This window comes from Aestuarium zhoushanense (genome assembly GCF_056431045.1).
Window position 1 is genome coordinate 23,062 of sequence record NZ_JBWKMA010000002.1, and the last position, 24,469, is coordinate 47,530.

Genomic DNA, 24,469 nt, shown 5'->3' on the forward strand with positions numbered 1-24,469 from the left:
TCACGTCTCCTTACTTTGAACGGCTGCGGTAAAGGTTGTCGAGGTAGACAGCGATCACGAGGACGCTACCGACGACGATCTGTTGGACTGCGGTGTCAAAGCCGATCAGGACCATGCCGGTCTGAAGGCTCTGCATCACCAGCGCACCGAGGATCGCACCGTAGATCGTGCCAACACCACCAGCGAGCGAGGTGCCGCCGATCACAGCTGCTGCGATCACGTAAAGCTCGTCCAGAAGGCCAAGAGCGTTGGTCGCGCTGTTCAGACGGGCAGAGGCAACAACAGCCGAGAGGCCAGCCAATGCACCCATCAGTGCGAAGATGCGCAGGGTCATCCAGCGAACGTTGATACCAGCCAGAGCCGCAGCTTCGGGGTTACCACCGATCGCAAAGACGTAGCGACCAAAGCGGGTGCGGGTCATGAGGATGGTCATCAGGATGCCGACCACCATCAGAATGATCACAGGGATAGCAAAGCCGTGGCTGATGAAGAGGCCTTCAGCAGGAACCTCAACGCCGTTTTTCGCCGCCCATTGGTTCACGATGCCTTTCGGCCATGGGTAGGAGTTCACCAGAAGAACCGCACCGACCACAATCGCGCAGCCTAGGCCGCCAACGAACAGTTCAGCCCACATCGGACGCAGCGGGAAGTCGTGCTCGATCCGATTGCGACGACCTGCGTAGATCAGCCAGACGATACCCGCGCAAGCGAGACCGCCAACGATCCAGCTGCCAGTTGCGCCAACGGTGCCGTAAGGTCCGCCGCCCAAAAGCTGGAAGGTCGCGTCAACGGGGGAGATGGTTTTACCATTGTTCGACAGGAATGCAGCGCCGCGCCAGATCATCAGACCACCGAGGGTCACAATGAACGCAGGGATGCCGCGGTAAGCGATAAGCCAGCCGTGGAATGCGCCGATGATCGCACCACACAGGATGCCAACGACAGCGGTGATGATCCAGATCGACGGGTTCCCGAGGCCAAGGTATTGCGGCAGGATTTCGACCTGCAAAATACCCATGATCATACCGGTCACACCAACAAGAGAGCCCACCGACAGGTCGATGTTACGCGTGATGATGACCAGAACCATGCCCGTTGCCATGATCCCGATGGAGCACATCTGAACGGACAAGTTCCACAGGTTGCGTGGTGTGAGGAAGGCGCCAAAATCGTTAAAGATTACGCCATACATGTGAAACCCGATCCAGATCGCCAGCAAAGCGCCGACCATGCCGAGGAGGCGGGTATCAATCTCGGTTGCACGCAGGAATCGCGTGATCGGCCCAGTCTTCGACGCGGAGCCGGTGGGTTTGTTTGTGGTGTCGGTCATGGAACCTTCCAAATATCTGCTTGGTACGCAGGGTGCAGTGCTCAAACCTAGTCTTCGTGGCAAGCGACTGCGGGCGTTTCAGGACGGCAAAGCGTCCGAATGTCGAAAATTCAAAGAGTGTCGGGTGCCAAACCGAGGTCTGGCACCCGTGTCTTAGGCTTAGTTACAGCCGTCAACGCCTGCGATTGCGCCTTCACATGCCTGCTCTTTCGAGATGTGGCCTGCGTCGATTGCAACGCTGAGGTTTGCGCGTGTCAGCGGGGTCGGGGACAGAAGGATCGCGTTCATTTCGATACCTTTTTCGCCGCCCGAGAACTTCACAGCGCCTTCGATTGCGTCGAGAGCGGTGCCCGAAGCCAGAGCCGATGCGATTTCACCAGCTGCAGTGCCGAGCTGACGGGAGTCTTTCCAAACCGAAACGGTCTGGGTGCCACGTGCAACGCGGTTGATCGCAGCCAAGTCGCCGTCCTGACCACCAACTGGGATCACGAGACCCTGAGCGGAGAGAGCAGCAACAACACCACCAGCCATACCGTCGTTTTGAGACAGAACAGCATCAACGTTGTTGTTGTTTGCGGTCAGGATCTGCTCCATGTTTTTCTGAGCATTTTCAGGCTTCCAGCTGTCCGAGAACGCTTCGCCAACGATGTTGATTTTGCCAGCAGCAACGGAGTCGCCGATCACTTCCATCATGCCCTGAAGCAGGAACCCAGCGTTCGGGTCACCTGGGTCACCTTTGATGATCGCGTAGTTGCCTTCTGGAACTTCAGCCGAAACGGTTTCAGCGATGATGCGACCAACGCCGATGTTGTCAAAGGTCAGGTAGAAGGTGCGGTCGTCTTCGATCAAACGGTCGTAGCCTACAACCGGAATGCCCTCAGCCGCTGCCATTTCGATAGCCGGGCCGATTGCGTCTTTGTCCCATGCGTTGATGATCAGTGCGTTAACGCCCTGAGCGATCAGTGCTTCGATGTCAGCAAGCTGTTTGGTGGACGACGACTGAGCGTCTGCGGACACATAGGTGTCGCCAGCAGCTTCGATTGCTGCAACCATTGCTGCTTCGTCGATCTTCCAACGCTCTTCCTGGAAGCTCGCCCAGGATACGCCGATTTTCATGCCGTCTGCCAGAGCAGCAGAGCCGCTGAAGCCTGCAACTGCCACAGCAGCCGCGATAATTGCCTTATGCATAGTGTTTCCTCCCATAGAATTCTATCAACGAAGATCGTTCTCTTCGTAGGCCTCCTTAGCTTGACTGATTAAATTCAATTGTCAAAATAAAAAAATCATAAATTGCGGAAAATTTATGGACAGCGGGCAATTTTCGCCCGAATATTACGCTCACCTGAGGGAAATTCGGAGGAAATCTTCTCGCAGGTGCAGAAATAGTTCAGGAGGTGAACTTATGGAATCTGGGTTGGAGGAGGTCCTTCTCGAATCGCAGCATGCACAGGAAGGGTGCGGGCCGATTAACCTTGTGGGGTTGCGTGATTCCAAATCTCTCCGTCAGCAGGTCTTTGAACAGGTGCGGGCAAATGGGCAGGTGTCGCGGGCGATGATCGCGCGGACTTTGAACGTTTCGCCGGGGTCTGTGACCTCTATTACGGCCGAATTGATCGCCGAAGGGTATCTGCGCGAGGTTGAGGGGGCCGCCCGCGAAGCGGGTCGTGGCCGTCCTCCCGTTGCATTGCAAGTGGTGCCAGAGGTGAAGCGGGTCATCGGGATTAAGATATCTGACGAACGTCACACCGCCGTGCTGACAGATTTCGCGGGGCAGGTGGTTGCCTCTGCCGCGTTGAACATTCCGACCACGAAAAAGCCTGTCGCTACGATCCTCGACGAACTCGAAGAACTGGTGAATCGTTTGATGACCACGGCGGGCCTGCCGTTCTCTGCGGTCTCGGGAATCAGCGTCGGAATCTCTGGTGTTGTCGACCATTCCTGTGGTGTGGTCACATGGTCGCCGCTCATTGTTGAAACCGAAGTCGCGATGGAGCAAGCCATTGCGGATCGGTTCAACTGTCCCGCTCACCTCGAAAACGACGCGAATATGCTGACGCTGGCTGAACTGTGGTTCGGCGCTGGCCGTAGCCGTAAGGATTTTGCGGTTGTCACGGTCGAACATGGCGTGGGTATGGGCATGGTGATCAACAACCAGCTCTATCGCGGCACCCGTGGCATGGGCATGGAACTGGGCCATATCAAAGTGCAACTCGACGGTGCGCTGTGCCGCTGTGGGCAACGTGGTTGTCTTGAGGCCTACCTTGCGGACTATGCTCTGGCGCGTGAGGCATCGACGGCCTTGGGTATTTCGCGGAACAATCCGCAGAGCTTGCCCGTCATGCTCGAAACGCTCTACGAAAAAGCGAAATCGGGCAACCGTGGTGCGCGGACGATTTTCCAGCGGGCAGGGCGCTATTTGGCGGTTGGCCTGTCTAATATCATCAACCTTTTCGATCCCGAGCTGATCATTCTGTCGGGCGAACGGATGCGGTTCGACTACCTTTATGCCGCCGAAGTGCTTGCGGAAACGCATTCCTTGACGCTCAATCAGGCGCGACCAAGAAGTAAAATTGAAATCCAGACGTGGGATGACTTAGTCTGGGCCCGTGGGGCAGCGGCGCTTGCGCTGAGTGAATTGACCAATCGGGTCTTTGGAGAGACGAAGTTACCAGCATGAAATACCTAACGCTCCTCGCGGTCTTTGGCGCGGCTCCGGCCTTTGCGGGTCCAGTTTTCGAAAATATGTCCCAGAATTTGCCGCCCCACGAATACAGCGGCGGCTGGGATCATTTCGTCGGCGGCGGCGTTGCGGTGATGGATTGCAATGGGGATACGCTCCCTGATGTGTTCGCCGCAGGCGGAACGGGGCCAGCATCGCTGTTCATCAACGACGGTGATTTCCAGTTCCACGCAGGTGACTTTCCCGAAATCACAGAGACCACAGGTGCCTATCCGATCGACATTGATGCGGACGGTCACATGGACCTTTTCGTCCTGCGGATCGGCGCGAATAGAGTGCTGAAGGGCGGCGCGGATTGTAGTTTTACTGATGTGACGGCGGATTATGGTGTGCCAGAGACAGATCAGTGGTCCACCTCTTTTACAGCGTGGTGGGTCGATGACGGTCTGCCTCAGATGGCCGTTGGAAACTACGTCGATCGCAGCAACCCAAAGGGGCCGTTTTTCGCCTGTGATAGCAATACCCTGCTGACGCCCGAGAACGGCACATACACTGCTATTAACCTCGAGCCCGGCTTTTGCGCACTCTCCATGCTTGCGGCGCGGGATGCATCGGGTACCCAGCGGCTCCGCATTTCGAACGACCGCCAGTATTACGTGCGCGGCGGTTACGAGCAGATGTGGGACATCGCCGAAGCACGGTTCTTGGGCGAAGAGGACGGTTGGGCGAAAGTCTCCCTCTGGGGCATGGGGATCGCTAGCCGCGACCTGAACGGTGATGGTCGCGACGAGGTCATGCTGACCTCAATGGGCGATCAGCTTCTGCAGATCGCAACGGACGAAGGCCTATATACCGCTGCGCCGTTTAACATGGGCACATCGGCGCATCGCCCATATCTCGGCGATGATGGCCGCCCGTCGACAGGATGGCATGCGCAGTTTGGCGATGTGGACAACGATGGTCGCGCTGATCTGTTCATCGCGAAAGGCAATGTCGATCAGATGCCGTCGAACGCGATCCATGATCCGAATAACCTTCTGATGCAGCAGCCCGATGGTCATTTTGTTGAGGCAGCACTCGAGGCGGGTCTGGCCAGTGGTGAACGTGCCCGTGGTGCTGCGCTAGCCGATTTCGATAATGACGGACGGCTCGATGTTCTGGTGCTGAACCGTCGTGCCCCAATGGAAATCTATCGCAACGTGACGCCTGACACTGGCGCATGGCTCAACGTTGCGCTGGAGCAGGGCGGTGGAAACCGCAATGCGATCGGAGCGCAGATCACGGTTGAGGCAGGTTCGTTTAAAGAAACCCAGCAAGTCACCATCGGCGGCGGTCACGCTGGCGGTCAGGCTGTGCCGTTGCATTTCGGTCTTGGCGACGCGATTGAGGCGACGATCACGGTGGAATGGCCGAACGGGACAGTGACCACGGCCACCGCCCCTGTGAACCAAACGCTGACCCTAACCCATTAAGGGTTAGGGATCGTCAATCCGCTCGGCACCGTTTCGGGAATACCCAAACGACCTGTCTGCGCGGTGGTGTCTGTCAGGCTGTTCAGGAACGCGACAATCGCCGTAACCTCGTCATTCGACAGTTCAACGGGTTCAATGCTGACTGCTGCGGCGATAGCTGCCACCTCTGCGGGATCATCCATGATCCGCCAATCGGCGAACTCGGCCTCGGGCAGCACGACCTGCGAACGATCGTAGGATTCGAGCCCCGCAACGGGATCAATGTGACCTTTGACAAAGGCCGTCAGGTCCGAATAGGCCCCCGCGTGGCCCCATGGCCCAGTGAGTGCTACATTGCGCAATGATGGAGTGCGGAACGCGTAAAGGTCCGCGGGATCGCCTGTCACTCGGAACCGCCCTTCGTCGCGGGCATTGGTTTCAAACCGCGCGCCTTTACCCGGTCCGACCTGAGGCTGCCCCATCGCGTGGAAACTATGATCGGTCAGGAATTTTCCTGCGTGACAGGATGCACATCCAGCCTCGCCATAAAACAACTCCATCCCTAGGGCAGCGGTGTCTGGTAGCGGAGCAGTCCCGCGCAAGGCCGCATCAAATGGCGATGTATCCGACCGCCATTCAAACTCCATAAACGCGGCAATTGCGTTGGAAATATCGGTAAAGGCGATGTCGTCGGGGGACGAAATGTGGTCATACACCGCGCTGAATTTATCAGCGTATTCAGGAATGGCCGCAACGCGGCGCGCGATCAAATCCCATGCACCACCTTCGCCCGTCAACGTGCCCAGACGCACGGCCTGCGAAATCTCGTTCTCGGAATAATGGCCCGCCATTTCATCGGCGGACAAAACGGGGAACATTGTCTGCGCGGAAACGATAGAGGCAAAGCCCGCGACCATCTCGTCCTCAAGAGGGGTGCGAAGGCCATTCGGACGGCTCGGGTCTACTTCAACACGGCCATCGTGAAACAATACTCGGAACTCTTTTGCGCCGAGGTTAAAGAGCGGCTGGGCGTTACGGGGAATCCGTTGTTCAGGCAGGTTCGCCATGTCCAAAACGCGGTTCGGGCCTAGCCCGCGACCACCATCCCCGATGGATAGCGATAGCCCGTCGCCTGTTCCCTCGGACGGATGGTGACAGGTCGCGCAGGCAACCTCTTTGTTACCCGATAGGATGGGATCATAGAATAGCAACTGGCCCAGTTCGGCCTCGTCTTGGCGCACCGGCAGGAAGTCATCATCCGTCAATGGTGCTGGTATGCCCGCCGCCTGAACCATTGGGGCTGCCAAAGCCAAAACTAAGGTCAATGAACGCATTCGATCTCTCCTCTTCCCTTGGCAGTAGAGTGTCGCAAAGCCTTGGGTTTGGAAAGGAAAAGAGGATAGATTTTTCGTATATAAACGGTGTTTTGAACAGAAAGAGGCCCCACCTGATCTCTCGGGCTGGGCCTCTTTGCAGGGAGAAGCAGTTTAGCTGTTTGTGGCGTTGCGATACCACTCCACGATCATCCGACGTTCGTCGTCTTCCATGTAGCTGACGTTCGCGGGCGGCATGGCGTGGGTGACGCCAGCCTGCAGGAAAATCTGGGTCGCGGCGCGAGCAATATCGTGGTCCGTTTCGAGCAGCATTCCCTTGGGCGCGTTGCGGATACCGTCATAAAACGGCTCACGCGCGTGGCACATCGAACAGCGGCCAGGGATCACCGATGCAACGTCCTCGAACCCTTCGGCATTTGCGAACTTCTGTTCGGTCGGGGTCAGCGGACGCGCGTCAGATTCTTCCCACGTGTCGTAGCGCAGCGGTGCGGTCGACAGCCACGCGATCAGGATGAACAGGATCGCAGTCACGGCCCATGTCCAGCTTGGGCTGCCTTTGCGAGCGTGGCGGGTGTTGAAATAATGGCGGATTGTTACGCCCATCAAGAACACCAGCGCTGCGATGATCCAGTTGTAATCGGTGCCAAAGGCCAGCGGGTTGTGGTTCGACAACATCAAGAACACGACCGGAAGGGTCAGGTAGTTGTTATGCGTCGACCGCAGTTTCGCGATTTTCCCGTATTTCGCATCAGGTGTGCGACCTTCTTGGAGGTCTTTTACCACGATGCGCTGGTTCGGCATGATGATGAGGAACACGTTCGCCGTCATGATCGTAGCGGTGAACGCGCCGAGGTGCAGCATGACCGCGCGACCTGTGAACACTTGATTGTAGGCCCAGCCCATCACCACGAGAAGGATGAACAGCAGAACCATCAGGACGGTGGGGCGTTCGCCCAGAGGCGACTTGCATAGGAAATCGTAGACCAACCAGCCGATGCTGAGGGAGGCCGCGGAAATCAGGATACCCTGCCAAAGGGCGAGGTCAGCCTTGGCTGGATCAATGAGGTATAGCTCACCACCCACCCAGTAGATGATCATCAACAGGGCCGCGCCAGAGAGCCAAGTCGTATAGCTCTCCCATTTGAACCACGTCAGGTGGTCGGGCATGTTTTCAGGGGCAACGAGGTATTTCTGGATGTGGTAGAACCCACCGCCATGCACCTGCCATTCTTCGCCGTGCGCGCCCACTGGAAGGTTCGGCACTTTGCGAAGACCGAGGTCCAACGCGATGAAATAAAAGGATGATCCGATCCACGCCATCGCGGTGATCACGTGAAGCCAGCGCACTGCAAAGGCGGCCCAATCCCACAATACTACAAGGTCCTGCATATTTCCCCATCTCCTGTCTTTGCGAAGAGTCTAGTCCTGTGATAGCTTTTCGAGTATTCTTGAAAATCCCAAGGCAGCTTCAAGAAATACGGAAATATCACGTGGCTTACCTCGACAATATCAGAACCTTCATTCGGGTCTATGAACTTGAAAATATGTCGGCGGCTGCACGAGATTTACGCATTTCTGCCGCGGTTGCATCATCTCGAATCTCGCAGTTAGAAGAACACCTTAACACACGGCTCTTCCAGCGGACGACCCGCAAACTCGCTGCTACTGAACAGGGGCGGATGTTTTACGAAGGGGCCTGCCGCATCATTGAGGCCGTCGATATGGCCGAAGCTGACATTAGCACCGCGACCAGCACCTTGCGTGGAACGCTCTACGTCGCGGCACCGCTCGGGCTGGGTCAGCGGGTCATCGCGCCTGCTTTGCCTGCTTTTCGGGCGCAAAACCCGCTTGTGGATATTCGTCTGCGTCTGTCCGACCGCAAATTGGATATGGCCGAGGAAGGGCTTGATGTGTTGTTTTTCCTTGGCAATCCAGAGGACAGCAACCTGCGCATTCGCAAAATCACCGACTGCCAAAGGGTGCTCTGCGCGTCGCCTGATTACCTCGCGCGACGGGGCTATCCGACATCGAGCGCGGAACTCTGCACCGATGCGCATGATTGTTTGAACCTGCGCTACCCCGGCGCGCCAGAGTTTCGCTGGCCTTTGCAAGGTCCAGAGGGTGTGCGTCGTGTCCCCGTGACAGGGCCGTTTGAAACTGACCACGGTGACGTGCTGACCAATTGGGCCTTGGACGGGCAGGGGATCATTCTGAAATCCGTGTTCGAGATTTCAGAGCACCTCGAATCTGGGCGTCTGGTGCCTGTGCTGCAAGACGAACCACCCGTGCCCATTCAGTTGGGATGCCTGTTCATGCACCGCAGACGGCAAGACCCCAAGGCACGGGTTTTTATCGATTTTATGGTCAAACGGATCGACGAACAGCTATCGGTTTAGCTGCCGCGATAGGTCGAATATCCGAAGGGCGAGAGAAGCAGCGGCACGTGGTAGTGTGATGCCTCTGACATGCCGAACCGCAGCGGGATTACATCCAGAAACCGTGGGGTTTCAGGTGGGGTGCCGCAAGCATCGAGGTAGTCGCCCGCATGGAACACCAGCTCATAAACACCCGTCGCAAATTCGGCTGCGGGCAGGATCTGTTCGTCGGTGCGTCCATCCGCGTTCGTCGCAAGGCTACGGATGTGCGTGCGGGTTTCGTTTTCAATCCGATAGAGGTCAATCTTCAGACCCTGCGCAGGGCAGCCACGCGCCGTGTCCAAAACGTGAGTAGTCAAATATCCAGACATATCAGTCTCCTTTTGCCCTTTTTTGCCGCAGTTTCAGAATGAAGCGATACCTGAGCAGCAATAAGGACTTTCAAGATTAAATTGAAACCGTTTCACTGGCTCTCAGAATACAGTGTTGCGAACTGCAGGAGAATTCAATTGCGTCGATATACTCGCAACATGCGCGGATACGGGCCGCAGGCCCCCAATGCGAACTGGCCCAACGGGGCCAAAGTGGCTGTGCAATTTGTTCTGAACTACGAAGAAGGCGGTGAGAACTGCTTGCTCCACGGGGATGCGGGCTCTGAGGGGTTCTTGTCCGACATTCCTGGTGCTGCGCCGTGGGCAGGTCAGCGTCATTGGAACATGGAGTCGATCTACGAATACGGCGCCCGCGCTGGGTTCTGGCGTTTGCACCGTTTGTTTACGGGCGCAGATATTCCCGTGACGATCTACGGTGTCGCCTCTGCCTTGGCCCGCAACCCTGAACAGGTTGCCGCAATGAAGTCCGCAGGCTGGGAAATCGCGAGCCACGGGCTCAAGTGGGTTGAACACAAAGACATGCCCGAGGACGTGGAACGCGCAGCTATTGCTGAGGCAGTCCGTCTTCATACTGAGGTCGTCGGTGAACGCCCGCGCGGTTGGTACACGGGCCGTTGTTCGATGAACACCGTCGCGCTCGTCGCCGAAGAGGGTGGGTTCGACTACATCAGCGATACCTACGACGATGACCTGCCGCATTGGATGGAATTCGGCGACCGCGATCAACTGATCATTCCTTATACGCTCGAGGCAAACGATATGCGGTTTGCGGGTGCACCGGGGTGGGTCACAGGGCAGGACTTTGGCGACTACCTCATTGATGCCTTCGATACGCTTTATGCCGAAGGCGAGGTAGGCGCGCCCAAAATGATGTCCGTCGGGTTACACTGCCGTTTGGTGGGCCGTCCCGGTAAAATCGCGGGTCTCAAGAAATTCATCGACCACATTCAGTCACATAGCGATGTTTGGTGTCCGCGCCGCATCGAGGTCGCAGAGCATTGGGCGACGCATCATCCACACAAACGGATCGAACGACCGAGCCAGATGACCAAAGACCGTTTTGTCAGCCTTTATGGTGGCATCTTTGAACATTCCGCATGGATTGCCGAACGTGCGTTCGAGTTGGAGCTCGGCCCCGCGCATGACTGCGCTGCAGGCGTTCACAACGCGCTATGCCGCATGTTCCGTTCCGCGACCGAGGATGAACGTCTGGGCGTTCTATTGGCGCACCCTGATCTGGCTGGGAAACTGGCTGCGGCTGGGCGTCTGACTGCAGAGAGCACATCAGAACAGGCCAGCGCAGGCCTCAATATGCTCACCGATGAGGAGCGCGAAACCTTTACCGCGCTGAACACGGACTACGTCGCGAAACACGGGTTCCCCTTTATTATCGCTGTGCGCGACCATGATAAGGCGTCGATCCTTGCTGCGTTCAAACGTCGGATCGACAACGACCGCGCGACCGAATTTGCAGAGGCCTGCCGACAGGTCGAACGCATCGCAGAGTTCCGTTTGCAGGATCTCTTCGCATGACAGTCAACGTGACGCCCAAACCCCTCACCGCCGAAGCCTTTGCGCCTTATGGTGACGTGATCGAAGTTTCGGGCGCCCCTGACATGATCATCAATCAGGGCATGTGCGGGCGTCACCACGACCGCGCAAACGTCGATTTCGGCGAGGGTCGCGCGGGCATCAGCCTCTTTGATGCAAAGGCGCGTAGCCTGCCGATGACGGTCGCTTTGGTCGAACGACACCCCTTGGGCAGTCAGGCCTTTGTGCCGATCTCGGGCGTTCCGATGATTGTTGTGGTGGCGGCTGCTGGCGAAACCCCTGGCCCGATCGAGGCTTTCATCAGCCAGCCGGGGCAATCGATCAATCTACATAGAAACACTTGGCATGGCGTTCTGACGCCACTGGATCGCGATGGCCAATACATCGTGATCGACCGAATTGGGGACGGCAATAATCTGGTGGAACACTGGTTCAAAGAGCCAGTGATTATTGGCGTCCCACAATAAACGCTCCCCGCAGAATGGGGGCGACTAACAACAGTCAAAAGGGAGTAACACTATGGCTGATACGTCACTTGGGACAGCTGCACAGCTAAAGGACCCAAATTATACACCTCCATTAGGCCAAGCGATCCCGCTCGGTATCCAACACGTTTTGGCGATGTTCGTCTCGAACGTCACACCTGCGATCATCGTTTGTGGCGCGGCTGGTTTCGGCTTTGGGTCGAACTCGCCTGATTTCCCGCAGATGGTCTATATGATCCAGATGTCGATGTTCTTTGCGGGCATTGCGACATTGTTCCAAACCATTGGTTTCGGTCCTGTCGGCGCACGTTTGCCCATCGTTCAGGGCACATCTTTTGCTTTTATTCCGATTATGATCCCGCTCGTTGCGGGCAAGGGCGTTGATGCTATCGCCGTCCTGATGGGCGGTATTTTCGTGGGCGGTCTGTTCCACGCGCTCCTTGGCACGGTCATCGGTAAAATCCGCTTTGCCTTGCCGCCGCTGGTGACTGGCCTTGTGGTTATGATGATCGGTCTCGCGCTGGTGAAGGTCGGTATTCAGTACGCCGCAGGCGGTGTTCCTGCGATTGGCACGCCCGAGTATGGCTCTGGCGCGAATTGGCTGGTGGCCGGCACGGTGATCGTTGTCACGCTGGGTCTCAAGTTCTTTACCCGTGGTATGCTGTCGATCTCTGCCGTTCTTGTTGGTCTGATCGCAGGCTATGTCGTCGCTTATGCGCTGGGCATGGTGAGCTTTGGCAACGTGGGGCGCGCTGCGGCCTTCTCGCTGCCGAACCCGTTCCACTTTGGCATGGAATTCACCGCGGCGTCGATCATCGGCTTCTGCGCAATGGCGTTCGTGTCGGCTATTGAAACCGTGGGTGACGTATCTGGTATCACCAAAGGTGGCGCTGGCCGCGAAGCGACTGACAAAGAGATCGCAGGCGCGACCTATGCAGACGGTCTGGGCACTGCTGTGTCTGGCCTCTTTGGCGCACTGCCGAACACCTCGTTCAGCCAGAACGTTGGCCTGATCGCAATCACTGGCGTCATGAGCCGTCACGTTGTGACCCTTGGCGCTGTGTTCCTGATCGTTTGTGGTCTGGTCCCCAAAGTAGGCGCGATCATCTCCACCGTTCCGATCGAAGTTCTGGGCGGCGGCGTGATCGTCATGTTCGGCATGGTCGTGGCGTCGGGCATTTCGATGCTGTCGGATGTTGAATGGAACTCCCGCAACATGGTGATCTTTGCGATTGCTCTGTCGCTGGGTCTGGGCCTCCAGCTCGAACCTGATGCGCTGCAGTATCTGCCGGGCACGATCAAGATCTTGGCAACTTCGGGCATCCTGCCTGCAGCTCTGATCGCGATTGTTCTGAACCTCGTTCTACCTGCACACCTCTCAGTTGAAGCAACTGATGAAGTGTCGGGCGGCATGTCGGGCTCCAAGAAGTAATCAAAAACCCTGCTCCGCATTGGCGGGGCAGGGCATAAGGCAAAGCAAAAGCCCCAGAGGAAACTCTGGGGCTTTTCGTTTATCGGGCCAGTGGTGCAAAGGGCATGTGGCGGTTCACGTCCTTGTAGAGGAGGTATCGGAACGGCCCCGGTCCCCCCGCGTAACAGGCTTGCGGGCAGAACGACCGTAGCCACATGAAATCGCCCGCCTCGACCTCAACCCAATCATCGTTGAGACGGTAGACAGCTTTGCCTTCAAGCACATAAAGCCCGTGTTCCATCACATGCGTTTCCGCAAATGGGATCACGCCACCGGGTTGGAAAGTCACGATGTTCACATGCATGTCGTGGCGCAAGTCGGTCGGATCAACGAACCGCGTCGTCGCCCATTTGCCATCGGTGTCAGGCATCGCATTCGGGGCCACGTCCGCTTCGTTCGTGACAAAGGCAGGCGGCATGTCGAGCCCGTCAATCGCTTGATACCGTTTGCGCAGCCAATGGAACCGTAGTGGGGCCGCTTTGGTATTGCGCAGGGACCATGTCGCGTTTGGCGGCAAGAATGCATATCCGCCCTCAGCCAACACATGGGTTTCGCCGTTCAGCGTGAGCGTCATTTCGCCCGCAACGACAAAGAGAACAGCCTCAACGCCCGTCTCCGTCTCTGGGCGATCCGAACCGCCGCCCTCAGCAACCTCAGCGATGTATTGCGAAAACGTCTCTGCAAATCCAGACAGCGGGCGCGCCAGAACCCAAAAACGGGCGTTGTCCCAGAACGGCAGGTAGCTGGTCACGATATCGCTCATCGTGCCTTTGGGGATTACGGCATAGGCGTCTTTGAACACAGCGCGATCCGTGAGCAACTGTGTCTGCGGCGGCAGCCCGCCCGTCGGGGAGTAGTATCGAGATTTTGTCATGATAATCCGAACCTTATAGATCGATCCCACTCAACCTAACTTTGGCGCGACGCACCACAGCGATTTGACGATAAGGTTTCGTAGCTTGGGTTTGATAATCGCGTCTCAAGCCGCAGCCAGTAGCCAATCTCGCAACTCAATCGCCCGCGCAGGGGCGTTTTTCCGAGCGGTGATATAGAACCCATGCGGCGCCTCAATGCTGTCGGGAAAGAGTTTGACCAGCGATCCCGATGAGATCAGCCCGCGTGTGAGCGTTTCCCACCCCAACACCGCACCAACGCCGTCTTGGGCGGCTTGAAGCGCAATGGCGTAGTTGTTCACGTAGTGCGAAGGACCCAGATCAATCGTCACCCCCAGCATTTCGAGAAAGCTCTGCCAGCCCGTCCATCGCGCATCTGACGCGGTTAAGTGGATCAAAGGCATCTTAGTCAAATCGGTCAAATTTTGGGCAGAAAAACGCGCTGCGAACTCTGGTGAGGCAAGAATAGAAATGCGGTCACGGAACAGCAGACGGCAATCACCCGAATTCGGCGCGTCCTCACCATAGAAAATGCACAGGTCACTGGTGGGCGACGTCCCCGGCAAATCGGTGACGTTTTGCGACACTGGGATGTGTCCCCGATGCGCCCAGAACCGTGTCAGACGCGGGGTGAGGAAGAACGCGGATACCGCCGTCGTCGCCTCAATCGTCACCGCGTCATCATCCGCACGAAGCTGTAACTGTTCGATTGCGCTTGATATTTCGCCAAAACCGCGCTGGATTGCGACATAGAGAAACGCGCCTGCCTCGTTCAATTCGACACCACGGTGATACCGGTTGAACACTTGGAACCCCAGTTCGGCCTCCAGCGATTTGACCTGATGGCTGATCGCGGCAGGCGTGACGTTCAAATCATCGGCGGCCTTTTTGAAACTGGCACACCGCGCGGCGGCCTCAAAACTGGCAATCGCGGTGAGAGAGGGGAGCGAACGATAGCGGGCTGGCATGGGGCAATCCTGAGGTGAACTCCAAAACCATTATGGCTTAATTCAAGTAAGTCAATGATAGGTTTTTTGCGATTGCGAGAGACCTGCGTTTTGCGGTTCTGTATCGCTGATTCAACGAAAGACCGACCGATGCATTCGAACAGTGATGTCCTCTCTCTCCTCCTGTCCCGTAAACCGTGGCATTCGCTGCCGCAGGGGCTTTATTTGTCCCAAGCGGCCTATGACGCCGACATGCGCGACCTATGGCACCGCGAATGGATTTTCGCGGCGAGCACTGCGGAACTGCCTGCCGCTGGCAACTATGTGACCGTCACCTTGGGCGATGCGTCGATCATCGTGGTGCGGGGCGCTGATGGTGTCGCGCGTGCGTTCCACAACTCCTGCCGTCACCGTGGCAGCCGCATTTGTTCGGCGACCAAAGGCACCTCTGCTAAACTCGTTTGCCCCTATCACCAGTGGACCTATGACCTCGACGGATCGCTCCTTTGGGCGCGTGAAATGGGTGATGATTTTAACCCCAAAGAACACGGCCTTGGCGTCGTTCACTGTCGCGAAGTGCAGGGTCTGATTTACATCTGCCTCGCCGCCGTTGCGCCCGACAGCGGTGACCTCGCGGATCAAGCTGCCCGTTACCTCGGCCCGCACGACGTGGCCAACCTCAAGGTCGCCTACCAGTCCACCATCGTCGAAGAGGCGAACTGGAAGCTGGTGATGGAAAACAACCGCGAATGCTACCATTGCGCATCGAACCACCCGTCGCTTTGTGTGACGTTCCCTGATGATCCTAACCTTGTTGGCGCGGATGATGCGACGACCAGCAACATGGGCCGCGAACATATCGAAAAATGCGAGGCCGCGAATTTCCCTGCCCGTTACGTGATCGACCCGACCGAAACATGGCGTTTCGTCCGTATCCCGTTCCTGCGTGATACCGTCAGCTATACGATGGACGGTAAGGCTGCGGTGTCAAAACGTATTGGCACAGTGCCCTTTGATGATGCAGGCAGCTGTCTCTATTTCCATTACCCTAACTCGTGGAACCACTTCCTGTCGGATCAAGTGCTGACCTTCCGCGTCATGCCGCTTGGCCCAGATCGGACCGAAGTCACAACGACGTGGCTCGTTCACAAGGATGCGGTCGAAGGCGTGGATTACGATCTGAACCGTTTGACTGAAGTTTGGATTCACACCAACGATGAGGACCGCCAAATCGTTGAGGAAAACCAGCGTGGCGTCCAATCTCCTGGCTATAAACCCGGTCCCTACAGCAAGGCCCAAGAAGGCGGCGTGAACCAGTTCGTGGACTGGTACTGCAAGACGCTGCAAAACCACATGGTGTCGTCATGATTCCGATGCCGAACCGCGCTTCGCCTGTTTGGACCGATGCGGAATTGCTAGAGTGTGTCGCCGTTCTGCCTGAGGCGCCGAACGTAAAAACCTTTAGTTTCCGCGCACCCTCTGGTGCGACATTCGTCTACAAGGCGGGGCAGTTCATCACGCTTGATCTGCCTGTGCCTGGTGGGAATGTGCAGCGGACATTTACCATGTCCTCTTCGCCCCTGTCGGCGGGCTACATCAGTGTGACCGTCAAGGTCCAAGAGGGTTCTGTCGGAAGCCGCTGGATGCATGATCATCTGACGGTTGGCACGTGGATCAAGGCCTACGGGCCTGCGGGTATCTTCCACCTGCCTGACCAGCCCGATGGCAAATACCTCTACATTTCGGCGGGCTCTGGCGTGACGCCGCTCATGTCGATGGCCACGACATTGTATGAATTGGGCAACGATCCCGACATCTGCTTCATACAATGCGCCAAACGTCCGCGTGACCTGATTTTCCGCCAAAAGCTGGAACTAATGACCTCGCGGACCGCTGGCATCGACCTGCATTTTGTCGTCGGTCAAAACGATCCCTACGAGGTTTGGACGGGCTATCGCGGTCGATTTAACCAGTTGATGCTGGGCCTGATGTGTCAGGACTATCTGGAGCGCGATGTCTATTGCTGTGGTCCAGAGAGCTTTATGGACAGCGTGCGCGAAATCCTGATTTCGCTCGGCTATGATATGGATCGCTATCATCAAGAGGCGTTTTCCGCGCCTGTTGATGACCCCGAAGACCTGCCCGAATTCAACGATGTTGAGGCCGATGCCACGGCAGCCGCAGAGGTTACCTTTGCGAAATCGGGCAAGACCGCGATGGGCAAAGAAACGGACACCGTCCTTGCCTTGGCGCGGGCCAATGGTGTGCCGCTGCCGTCTGGCTGTAGCTTCGGTCTGTGCGGAACCTGCAAGATCAAGAAAATCTCGGGCGACGTGCATATGGTCCACAACGGCGGGATCACCGATGCCGAAGTTGACGCTGGCTACATCCTCGCCTGTTGTTCGCACCCCTTGGGCAATGTGGAGGTGGAGGCTTAATCCGCCCCCATATCCTTGGCCTTTTGGGTTGCGGCAGACAGACCAGAGTAGAGCGCGGTGGAAAACCCACCCGTCTCTGCTGTGGTCAGACCCGCCGCCGTCGTGCCTGCATAATCGACAAAGACTTTCACCCACTCGGTCGCGTTCTGCGCCTCACCCCGCAACAACTGCGCCGCGTCACAGATGGTCGCCTCGGTCGCACGCGCGGCAATGTCGGGGCTGACGCCATTGTCCGTTAGAAATTTCATCATCGCAGCAGCCATAAGGGCAGGGTAGGCGGGACCTGATCCCGAAAGCGCGGTCATCAAATCGATATCCGTCTCTGACGCGAGTTCATCACAGGTGCCAAAGGCCGACAGGATGTCATTCGCGGTCGCTTTGTCATCCGCAGTGACCGCAGGTCCAGCGAACCACGGCGAATAGGACGTGCCGATCTCTGCGGCTGCGTTCGGAATGGCGCGGATCACACGATCACCCAAGGTCGCGATGTTCACGCTTGCCATAAACGAAATCGCCAGTTTCCCCTTGGCTTCAAAATTCAGTGCGGGCCAATCCTGTGGCCGCACAGATAGGATGATCACGTCCGAGCGGTTAACCAGATCGGCCACATCCGCCGCCCACGCGACCTGCCGCCCGAAATAGTCCTCGCGCGGACCGCTACGGTTCAGGATCACCAGATCGCTCGGCGCATGACCACGATCTAACAGCGCCTTACCCAAAGCCGAGCCGAGCCATCCCGTGCCGCCGAGAATTCCGATTTTCATAGTGTTACTCCGAACCGCGAATAGAACCGCGCGACTTCGCGTTCATTGGGTTTTTGGCCCGTGTAGACCTCAACATAATTGGCAACGCGGGCCAGTCGTTCGGTCAGCGGTTCGGTTGTTTGCATTGAGATATAGCCAATCTGAACAAGGTAGATCGTCCGCGCCCGCACATCGGCATCTTGGGCGTCATAGCCCCAGACCTCAAGCATCCCGCGCAGCGCATCGAGCCGCCGATTGTCTGCAGCCTGCAGTTCGGTGAGCATCTTTGGGTCTTGGATCGCCCAACTGCGCACCGCGTGTTCCATTCGCGCGTCAAAGGCATCTTCGCGTAGGAAGCAACTGATGACGTTGAACATCGCCTCAGTTCGGGTCTCTGCGTATTCCTTTGTGGCAGCGATCAGGGGGGTTGTCGTGCGGTCTTCCCACAATGCCCTCAACGCTTGGAGTAGCGATCCGCGATTGTCAAAGAACCAATAAAAGCTGGTGCGCGACAGTTTCAGCTGCGCCGCAAGCGGTAGGATTTTCACCGCATCGATGCCGTTCTCGATCAACGCATCATAGGCCGCTTGCAGCCATAATTCTGGCGATCCGCGCCATCCGGTGTCGATGTCTTCAGCCTGAGTCATGCGGGTAGGCTACCTGTGAATGACAGGGTGCTCAAGTAAATGTTCATAGGTGAACCTAAACTTGACAGTTATGAACATTTTCGGAATCCTGCGGCAAATCCAATTGCGGAGTCGCGCTATGTCCAACGATCCACTTCTCCAGCCGTATCAGCTGAAACACCTCACTTTGAAAAACCGGATCATGATTACTAGTCATGAACCTGCCTATCCCGAAGACGGCATGCCCAAGGAACGTTACCGCGCCTATCATGTAGAGCGGGCAAAGGCCGGCGTGGCGCTGACGATGACCGCAGGGTCGGCCTCAGTCGCTCGTGACAGTCCGCCCGTGTTCAACAATATCCTTGCCTGGAAGGACGAAGTCGTCGGCTATATGAAGCAGATGGTCGATGAATGTCACGACCATGGCGCCGCTGTGATGATCCAATTGACCCACCTTGGCCGCCGCACGCGCTGGGACAAAGCGGATTGGTTGCCCGTTGTAGCGCCCAGCCACGAACGCGAAGCATCGCACCGTGCATTCCCAAAACGCATAGAAGACTGGGACATCACTCGTATCATCGAGGACTACGCGGATGCCGCTGAACGTATGCAAGCGGCGGGCGTCGACGGGATCGAGCTCGAAGCTTACGGCCACCTCCTTGAACAATTCTGGTCCCCGCTGACCAACGACCTTGACGCGCCCTATGGTGGTTCGCTCGAAAACCGTCTGCGGTTCACGATGGAGGTTTTGCAAGCCATCCGTGCCCGCTGTGGCGAGAAGTTCATCGTCGGTGTGCGCTACACGGGCGATCAGGATATGGCGGGCGGCATGGGCAAGGATGAGGGGCTTCAGGTTTCTCACATGCTCAAAAACAGTGGCCACGTGGACTTCCTCAATATCGTGAAGGGCCATATCGACACTGACCCTGGTCTGACTGATCTGATCCCGATCCAAGGGATGCGGAACGCGCCGCACCTCGACTTTGCGGGCGAAATTCGCGCGGCAACCAATTTCCCGACCTTCCACGCCGCCAAAATTCCTGACGTTGCCACCGCCCGTCATGCGATTGCGAGCGGGAAGCTGGATATGGTCGGCATGACCCGCGCCCACATGGCCGACCCGCATCTGGTGCGCAAAATCATTGAGGGGCGCGAGGATGACATTCGTCCCTGCGTTGGTGCGAACTACTGCCTCGACCGTATTTATCAGGGTGGCATGGCGCTCTGCCTGCATAACCCCGCAACGGGCCGCGAACTGGAAGTCCCGCAGACGATCACCCCTGCAGACACGAAAAAGCGGGTCACGATCGTCGGTGCAGGCCCCGCAGGGATGGAGGCCGCGCGCGTCGCCGCCGAACGTGGTCACACTGTCACCGTGTTTGAGGCCGCCGACCAACCCGGTGGGCAAATCCGGCTGACTGCGCTGCAGGAACGCCGTCGGGAGATGACGTCGATCATCGCGTGGCGCTTTGACCAATGCACCAAGCGTGGCGTGCAGTTCCATTTCAACACCTTTGCCGACATGGACACCGTTCTGGAAACCAACCCAGACGAGGTTATCATCGCGACAGGTGGTCTGCCCCATACCGAGGTGTTGGAAGCTGGCAATGAACTGGTTTGTTCCGCGTGGGATATTCTGTCGGGCGATGTGAAGCCGGGCACGAACGTGCTGGTTTTTGACGATGCAGGCGATCACGCGGGTCTACAGGCGGCGGATGTGATTTCAGAGACGGGCGCGAAGGTCGAAATCGTCACGCCAGACCGCAGTTTCGCGCCTGAAGTCATGGCGATGAACCTTGTTCCTTACATGCGTAACCTGCAAAAACGCGACACGACCTTTACGGTCACGTGGCGTCTGATGGCGGTCGCGAAAGAGGGTAACCAACTACGCGCCACCTTGGGTAGCGATTACGGCGGGGTGATCCGTGAACAGATCGTGGATCAGGTTGTGGTGAACCATGGCACGCGCCCGCTCGATGACATCTATTTCGATCTGAAACCGCTGTCGTCGAACCTCGGTGAGGTGGACTACGACGCGCTGTCGACAGGTGCACCGCAGACCGTGATGCGCAATCCCAAAGGCACGTTCCGTCTGTTCCGCATCGGAGACGCTGTTTCGGCCCGCAACACCCACGCGGCAATCTATGATGCCCTTCGGATCGGTAAGGATCTCTAACCGATTGGCATCGTAAAGCCGACCTTCACGCGGTCCATAACCGCGCTCGTTCTAAATCGCGCGACGTTTTCTTCTGCAAAGAAGTGGCGTCGCGTGAAATCTTCGTAATCGGCCATGTCTTTGGCTGAGAGGATCAGGATAAAGTCCGCGTTTCCAGTGACATAGTAGCACTGCATCACTTCTGGCGCGGCTTTCATCTTGTCCTTAAAACGGTCCAATTCCGCAGGCCGTTCATTTTGGAGCGTCACCTCCACAATCATGATCAAACCTCGGCCAATAGTCTGCGGATTGAGGATCGCGACCTCTTGTTCAATCGCATCCGATGACCGCAATTTGGCAAGCCGTTTGCGGCAGGCGTCAGGCGATAGCCCCACTTTTTCCGACAGCGCTTCGGCTGTGAGGCGGTTGTTGTGCTGTAGGGCGTCGAGGATGAGTGTGTCAAAGCTGTCCATGTGGGGATTTGGTCGGAATATATGCCCCATGTCACGGGAAATTATCGAATAGGTCCGAAAATCCGCAATTTGTGGCTCAACACGCGGTTTTTCGGCCTCAACATGTCCCTCTTTGCCGAGATCGGATTGACCGCCTGCGCTACTCTCATTGCAAAGTAAAAGGATTCCTAATGCCCAACACACGTCCCAACCCTTTTCGTGGCACTGGCCTGCCGAACATGACGCTTTACCCGACCGCGGACGCCAGTGCCGTGGGTAAACTGTTATCGATGTGCCCCGCGCACGCTCAAACGCCGTTGGTCGAAGCCCCCGAACTGGCCAAGGCCGTCGGTGTGGCCCGCATCACGATCAAGGATGAACGCGGGCGCATGGGCTTGGGCAGTTTCAAGGCGCTCGGCGCGGCATTCGTGATCGCACGTGAGGCGGCAGAGGCCGTGCAGGGCGACGATTGGGGCAGTGCCCTTTCGGGTCGCGTTTTCGTCACGGCGAGCGCAGGCAACCACGGTTTGTCGGTCGCTGCAGGGGCGCACCTCTTTGGCGCGCAGGCGGTGATTTTCCTGTCGAACACCGTGCCCGAAGCCTTTGCCACAAGGCTCAAAGCCAAAGGGGCCCAGGTCGAACGGGCAGGCGCGAATTATGAGGAAAGCATGGAGGCCGCGTTGGTTTGGGCGGCGGAGAAGGGCTACACGCTGCTCTCTGACAGCTCTTGGCCGGGCTACACCGATCCGCCGTTCCACGTGATGGAGGGCTATCTTCAGTTGGCGGCAGAGGCGGCAAAGCAGATCGACACGGCCCCCACGCACATCCTGTTGCAAGCGGGCGTAGGTGGGCTTGCCGCCGCGGCGGCAGTCTATGCGCGGTCGGTTTGGGGCGATGGTCCGCAGATCATCGTCGTGGAGCCTGACCAAGCACCCGCCTTGTTCGATAGCATCGGCGCAGGCGAGCTCGTAACCTCATCTGGCGGCGTGTCCGAGATGGGCCGTTTGGATTGCAAAACCCCGTCGATGATCGCTCTGGCGGGGCTGTCGCGGGATGCCGATACGTTCCTAACCCTGACCGAAAATGAGGCCGCAGACGGGATCGCAGTTTTGGCCCAGCATGGCTTGGCCACGACACCTTCGGGCGGTGCGGGGTTGGCGGCGCTTATTGCAGGGATCGACGGGATCGGGCCTGATGCGCATGTGATGTGTATCCTCAGCGAAGGCCCCGAAGATGTCTGACCGCTCTCTCATTTTTCCGCGCAGTGAATACCGTGGTCGCGTTGATCGACTGCAAGCGCGGATGGCTGTCGCTGGCCAAGATGCGCTGTTGCTGACCTCGCCCGCGGATGTGTTCTACGTCACGGGGTTCCTAACGCGCTTCTGGGAAAGTCCCGCGCGTCCGTGGTTCATCGTCGTGCCTGCGCAGGGTGATCCGATTGCCGTGATCCCCGCGATTGGGGCCGATCTGATGGGGCGGACGTGGATTGACGACATTCGGACGTGGGCCGCGCCTGACCCTGTGGATGATGGTGTTTCGCTGTTGTCTGATACGCTCTGCGATCTGGTGCCTGCGGGCGGCGTCATCGCGACTCCGATGGGGTTGGAGACCTCGGCCCGTTTGCCGTTGGGTGACTTCATGCGGATCGCGGATCGCATCGCGCCGCGTCGATTTGTGGACGGCACCGACACCATCCAGCGCGTTCGCGAGGTGAAATCCGAGGCCGAGATTGCGAAAATCCGCACCATTTGCGGCGTCGCTGATCGCGCCTTTGCCCGCGTGCCAGAGTTCGCAGGCGTTGGCCGTCCGCTCGACCAAGTTTTCCGCGATTTCCAAAAGGTTCTCTTGGATGAAGGCGCGGATTGGGTGAGCTATACCGCAGGCGGCGCAGGGCAGGGCGGGTACGGAGATGTGATCTCTCCCGCTGGGCCAGAGCCGTTACGGACAGGTGATATCCTCATGCTCGACACGGGTGCGGTGAAGGACGGGTATTTCTGCGATTTCGACCGCAATTATGCCGTCGGCGTGCCGTCCGATGACGTCAAACGCACCCAAGCGGCGCTGACCCATTCGATTGATGTTGCGTTAGATATTTTGCGTCCGGGGATGCTGGCTCGGGACGTCCACCGTATCCTCACCGATGCCATAGCGAACAAGGGTGCCGTGGCTGGCGGTGGTCGGCTTGGGCATGGTTTGGGCATTACTCTGACGGAATGGCCGTCCTTTACCCCGCTTGATACGACTGAACTGCGGGCAGGTATGGTGCTCACCCTAGAGCCGGGGGTTGAGATCGCCCCGAACCGCATCCTCGTTCACGAGGAAAACATCGTCCTGCGCGAGGAGGGTCCAGAACTCCTCTCCACCCGTGCACCAGGATTCTTGCCAGAGGTTTGATATGACGACCTATCCCTATGATTTGACGGGCCCGATAGGGTCCACTGCGATCCTCGGTCTGATCGCGCTATCCACCGACGAAACGGTCGAACAGGACTTTTGGCACATGTTCCCCCAACGGGATGTCGCGGTCTATATTAGTCGTGTGGCTGCGGGGGCAGAACTGAACCCAGATACCATCGCGACGATGGCGGGGCACATCACGGGTGCGGCGTCTCTGTTCCCGACCTCTCTGGATTTCGACACGATTTCATATGCTTGCACCTCTGGCACAACGCTGATCGGCGAGGATCGCGTGGCCGATCTCGTCGCTGAGGGGGCCAAGACGCGGAACGTTACGAACCCTCTGACGGCCTCGGTCGCGGCATTGCGGGCGCTTGGGGCTACGCGTTTGGGCGTCGTGTCGCCCTATATCGCCACGGTTGCAGATGCGATCAGGGATGCCTTTGTCGCACGAGGAATTGAGGTGCCAAAAACGCTATCCTTTGGCGAAGAGCTAGAGGCCCGCGTCGCCCGCATTGACCCCAAATCGATCCAAGCCGCCGCGCTGGAAATCGGTCGCGATCCCGAGGTTGACGCTGTGTTCCTATCCTGCACCAACCTGCGCACGATGGATATCATCGACGCGCTAGAGGACGAATTGGGCAAACCCGTTGTCAGCAGCAATCAGGCGCTGGCATGGCATATGGCGCAGTTGGCAGGCTGCAAGGCAGGGCCAAACGCACCGGGGAAATTGTTCCGCCTTTGAACGC

Annotated in this window: 22 protein-coding genes; 12 read left to right on the plus strand and 10 right to left on the minus strand. The window is 57.7% G+C overall.

Annotated features, from left to right (window positions below; translation table 11 throughout):
* Window positions 1–10 precede the first annotated feature (10 nt).
* Window positions 11–1,330: a sugar ABC transporter permease gene (locus AC07ED_RS01345; RefSeq protein ID WP_105234630.1), complete on the minus strand. Its 1,320-nt coding sequence runs from the start codon at window positions 1,328–1,330 to the stop codon at window positions 11–13.
* Window positions 1,331–1,489: 159 nt separating this feature from the next.
* Complete coding sequence (locus AC07ED_RS01350) at window positions 1,490–2,518, minus strand: substrate-binding domain-containing protein (protein WP_105234631.1); 1,029 nt, start codon at window positions 2,516–2,518, stop codon at window positions 1,490–1,492.
* Between the two features lie 214 nt (window positions 2,519–2,732).
* Between AC07ED_RS01350 and AC07ED_RS01355 the strand changes: the two genes are divergently transcribed.
* On the plus strand, window positions 2,733–4,007 hold the full coding sequence (locus AC07ED_RS01355; protein ID WP_105234632.1) for an ROK family transcriptional regulator: 1,275 nt from the start codon (window positions 2,733–2,735) through the stop codon (window positions 4,005–4,007).
* Window positions 4,004–5,482, plus strand: a complete 1,479-nt coding sequence (locus AC07ED_RS01360) for a CRTAC1 family protein (protein WP_105234633.1) — start codon at window positions 4,004–4,006, stop codon at window positions 5,480–5,482. Before AC07ED_RS01355 ends, AC07ED_RS01360 begins: the two co-directional genes overlap by 4 nt.
* On the opposite strand, the gene AC07ED_RS01365 is transcribed toward AC07ED_RS01360, so the two are convergent.
* Both AC07ED_RS01365 and AC07ED_RS01370 read right to left on the minus strand, forming a co-directional pair.
* Window positions 5,479–6,795, minus strand: coding sequence for a cytochrome-c peroxidase (locus AC07ED_RS01365; protein WP_105234634.1), 1,317 nt, complete (start codon window positions 6,793–6,795; stop codon window positions 5,479–5,481). The genes AC07ED_RS01360 and AC07ED_RS01365 overlap by 4 nt on opposite strands.
* Window positions 6,796–6,948: 153 nt before the next feature.
* A complete protein-coding gene (locus tag AC07ED_RS01370) occupies window positions 6,949–8,184 on the minus strand; it encodes a urate hydroxylase PuuD (protein ID WP_105234635.1) in 1,236 nt (411 codons plus the stop codon).
* 101 nt (window positions 8,185–8,285) lie between these two features.
* On the opposite strand from AC07ED_RS01370, the gene AC07ED_RS01375 reads away from it, so the two are divergent.
* Window positions 8,286–9,191 (plus strand): LysR family transcriptional regulator, encoded by a 906-nt coding sequence (locus AC07ED_RS01375; RefSeq protein ID WP_105234636.1) that lies wholly within the window; start codon window positions 8,286–8,288, stop codon window positions 9,189–9,191.
* Here AC07ED_RS01375 and uraH read toward each other — a convergent pair.
* Window positions 9,188–9,541, minus strand: coding sequence for a hydroxyisourate hydrolase (gene uraH / locus AC07ED_RS01380; protein WP_105234637.1), 354 nt, complete (start codon window positions 9,539–9,541; stop codon window positions 9,188–9,190). The two genes, AC07ED_RS01375 and uraH, sit on opposite strands and share 4 nt — an antisense overlap.
* A 138-nt stretch (window positions 9,542–9,679) precedes the next feature.
* On the opposite strand from uraH, the gene puuE reads away from it, so the two are divergent.
* Genes puuE through AC07ED_RS01395 form a run of 3 tightly spaced genes read left to right on the plus strand, consistent with a single transcriptional unit; the run spans window position 9,680 to window position 13,030 of the window.
* Entirely contained in the window at window positions 9,680–11,095 is a 1,416-nt protein-coding gene (gene puuE / locus AC07ED_RS01385; RefSeq protein WP_105234638.1) for an allantoinase PuuE, read from the plus strand.
* Window positions 11,092–11,580: an ureidoglycolate lyase gene (locus AC07ED_RS01390; protein WP_105234639.1), complete on the plus strand. Its 489-nt coding sequence runs from the start codon at window positions 11,092–11,094 to the stop codon at window positions 11,578–11,580. The genes puuE and AC07ED_RS01390 overlap by 4 nt, the downstream gene beginning before the upstream one ends.
* 52 nt (window positions 11,581–11,632) lie before the next feature.
* The gene (locus AC07ED_RS01395; protein WP_105234640.1) at window positions 11,633–13,030 is read left to right on the plus strand and encodes a uracil-xanthine permease family protein; all 1,398 of its coding nucleotides are present in this window, start codon (window positions 11,633–11,635) and stop codon (window positions 13,028–13,030) included.
* 79 nt (window positions 13,031–13,109) lie between these two features.
* On the opposite strand, the gene AC07ED_RS01400 is transcribed toward AC07ED_RS01395, so the two are convergent.
* Window positions 13,110–13,943, minus strand: coding sequence for a bifunctional allantoicase/(S)-ureidoglycine aminohydrolase (locus AC07ED_RS01400; protein ID WP_105234641.1), 834 nt, complete (start codon window positions 13,941–13,943; stop codon window positions 13,110–13,112).
* Between the two features lie 105 nt (window positions 13,944–14,048).
* Window positions 14,049–14,930 (minus strand): LysR family transcriptional regulator, encoded by an 882-nt coding sequence (locus tag AC07ED_RS01405; RefSeq protein WP_105234642.1) that lies wholly within the window; start codon window positions 14,928–14,930, stop codon window positions 14,049–14,051.
* Window positions 14,931–15,059: 129 nt separating this feature from the next.
* Between AC07ED_RS01405 and AC07ED_RS01410 the strand changes: the two genes are divergently transcribed.
* Together AC07ED_RS01410 and AC07ED_RS01415 are read left to right on the plus strand one after the other, a co-directional pair.
* Window positions 15,060–16,277, plus strand: coding sequence for an aromatic ring-hydroxylating oxygenase subunit alpha (locus tag AC07ED_RS01410; protein ID WP_105234643.1), 1,218 nt, complete (start codon window positions 15,060–15,062; stop codon window positions 16,275–16,277).
* On the plus strand, window positions 16,274–17,347 hold the full coding sequence (locus tag AC07ED_RS01415; protein WP_105234644.1) for an FAD-binding oxidoreductase: 1,074 nt from the start codon (window positions 16,274–16,276) through the stop codon (window positions 17,345–17,347). Before AC07ED_RS01410 ends, AC07ED_RS01415 begins: the two co-directional genes overlap by 4 nt.
* On the opposite strand, the gene AC07ED_RS01420 is transcribed toward AC07ED_RS01415, so the two are convergent.
* Both AC07ED_RS01420 and AC07ED_RS01425 read right to left on the minus strand, forming a co-directional pair.
* Window positions 17,344–18,111, minus strand: a complete 768-nt coding sequence (locus tag AC07ED_RS01420) for a pyrroline-5-carboxylate reductase family protein (protein WP_105234645.1) — start codon at window positions 18,109–18,111, stop codon at window positions 17,344–17,346. The two genes, AC07ED_RS01415 and AC07ED_RS01420, sit on opposite strands and share 4 nt — an antisense overlap.
* Window positions 18,108–18,737 carry a TetR/AcrR family transcriptional regulator gene (locus AC07ED_RS01425; protein ID WP_105234646.1) on the minus strand — a complete coding sequence of 210 codons (630 nt, stop codon included), beginning with the start codon at window positions 18,735–18,737 and terminating at the stop codon, window positions 18,108–18,110. Before AC07ED_RS01425 ends, AC07ED_RS01420 begins: the two co-directional genes overlap by 4 nt.
* A 118-nt stretch (window positions 18,738–18,855) precedes the next feature.
* Here AC07ED_RS01425 and hpbA point away from each other — a divergent pair, with 118 nt between their 5' ends.
* The gene (gene hpbA / locus AC07ED_RS01430) at window positions 18,856–20,892 is read left to right on the plus strand and encodes an N-methyl-L-proline N-demethylase HpbA (protein ID WP_105234647.1); all 2,037 of its coding nucleotides are present in this window, start codon (window positions 18,856–18,858) and stop codon (window positions 20,890–20,892) included.
* Here the strand turns inward: hpbA and AC07ED_RS01435 are convergent.
* Window positions 20,889–21,344 (minus strand): Lrp/AsnC family transcriptional regulator, encoded by a 456-nt coding sequence (locus tag AC07ED_RS01435; protein ID WP_105234648.1) that lies wholly within the window; start codon window positions 21,342–21,344, stop codon window positions 20,889–20,891. The genes hpbA and AC07ED_RS01435 overlap by 4 nt on opposite strands.
* Before the next feature lie 170 nt (window positions 21,345–21,514).
* Between AC07ED_RS01435 and AC07ED_RS01440 the strand changes: the two genes are divergently transcribed.
* The 3 genes from AC07ED_RS01440 to AC07ED_RS01450 are packed head-to-tail and all read left to right on the plus strand — an operon-like array spanning window position 21,515 to window position 24,465.
* Window positions 21,515–22,564: a pyridoxal-phosphate dependent enzyme gene (locus AC07ED_RS01440; protein WP_105234649.1), complete on the plus strand. Its 1,050-nt coding sequence runs from the start codon at window positions 21,515–21,517 to the stop codon at window positions 22,562–22,564.
* Window positions 22,557–23,717, plus strand: coding sequence for a M24 family metallopeptidase (locus AC07ED_RS01445; protein ID WP_105234650.1), 1,161 nt, complete (start codon window positions 22,557–22,559; stop codon window positions 23,715–23,717). The genes AC07ED_RS01440 and AC07ED_RS01445 overlap by 8 nt, the downstream gene beginning before the upstream one ends.
* Before the next feature lies 1 nt (window position 23,718).
* Window positions 23,719–24,465, plus strand: coding sequence for a maleate cis-trans isomerase family protein (locus tag AC07ED_RS01450; protein WP_105234651.1), 747 nt, complete (start codon window positions 23,719–23,721; stop codon window positions 24,463–24,465).
* Window positions 24,466–24,469: the final 4 nt, after the last annotated feature.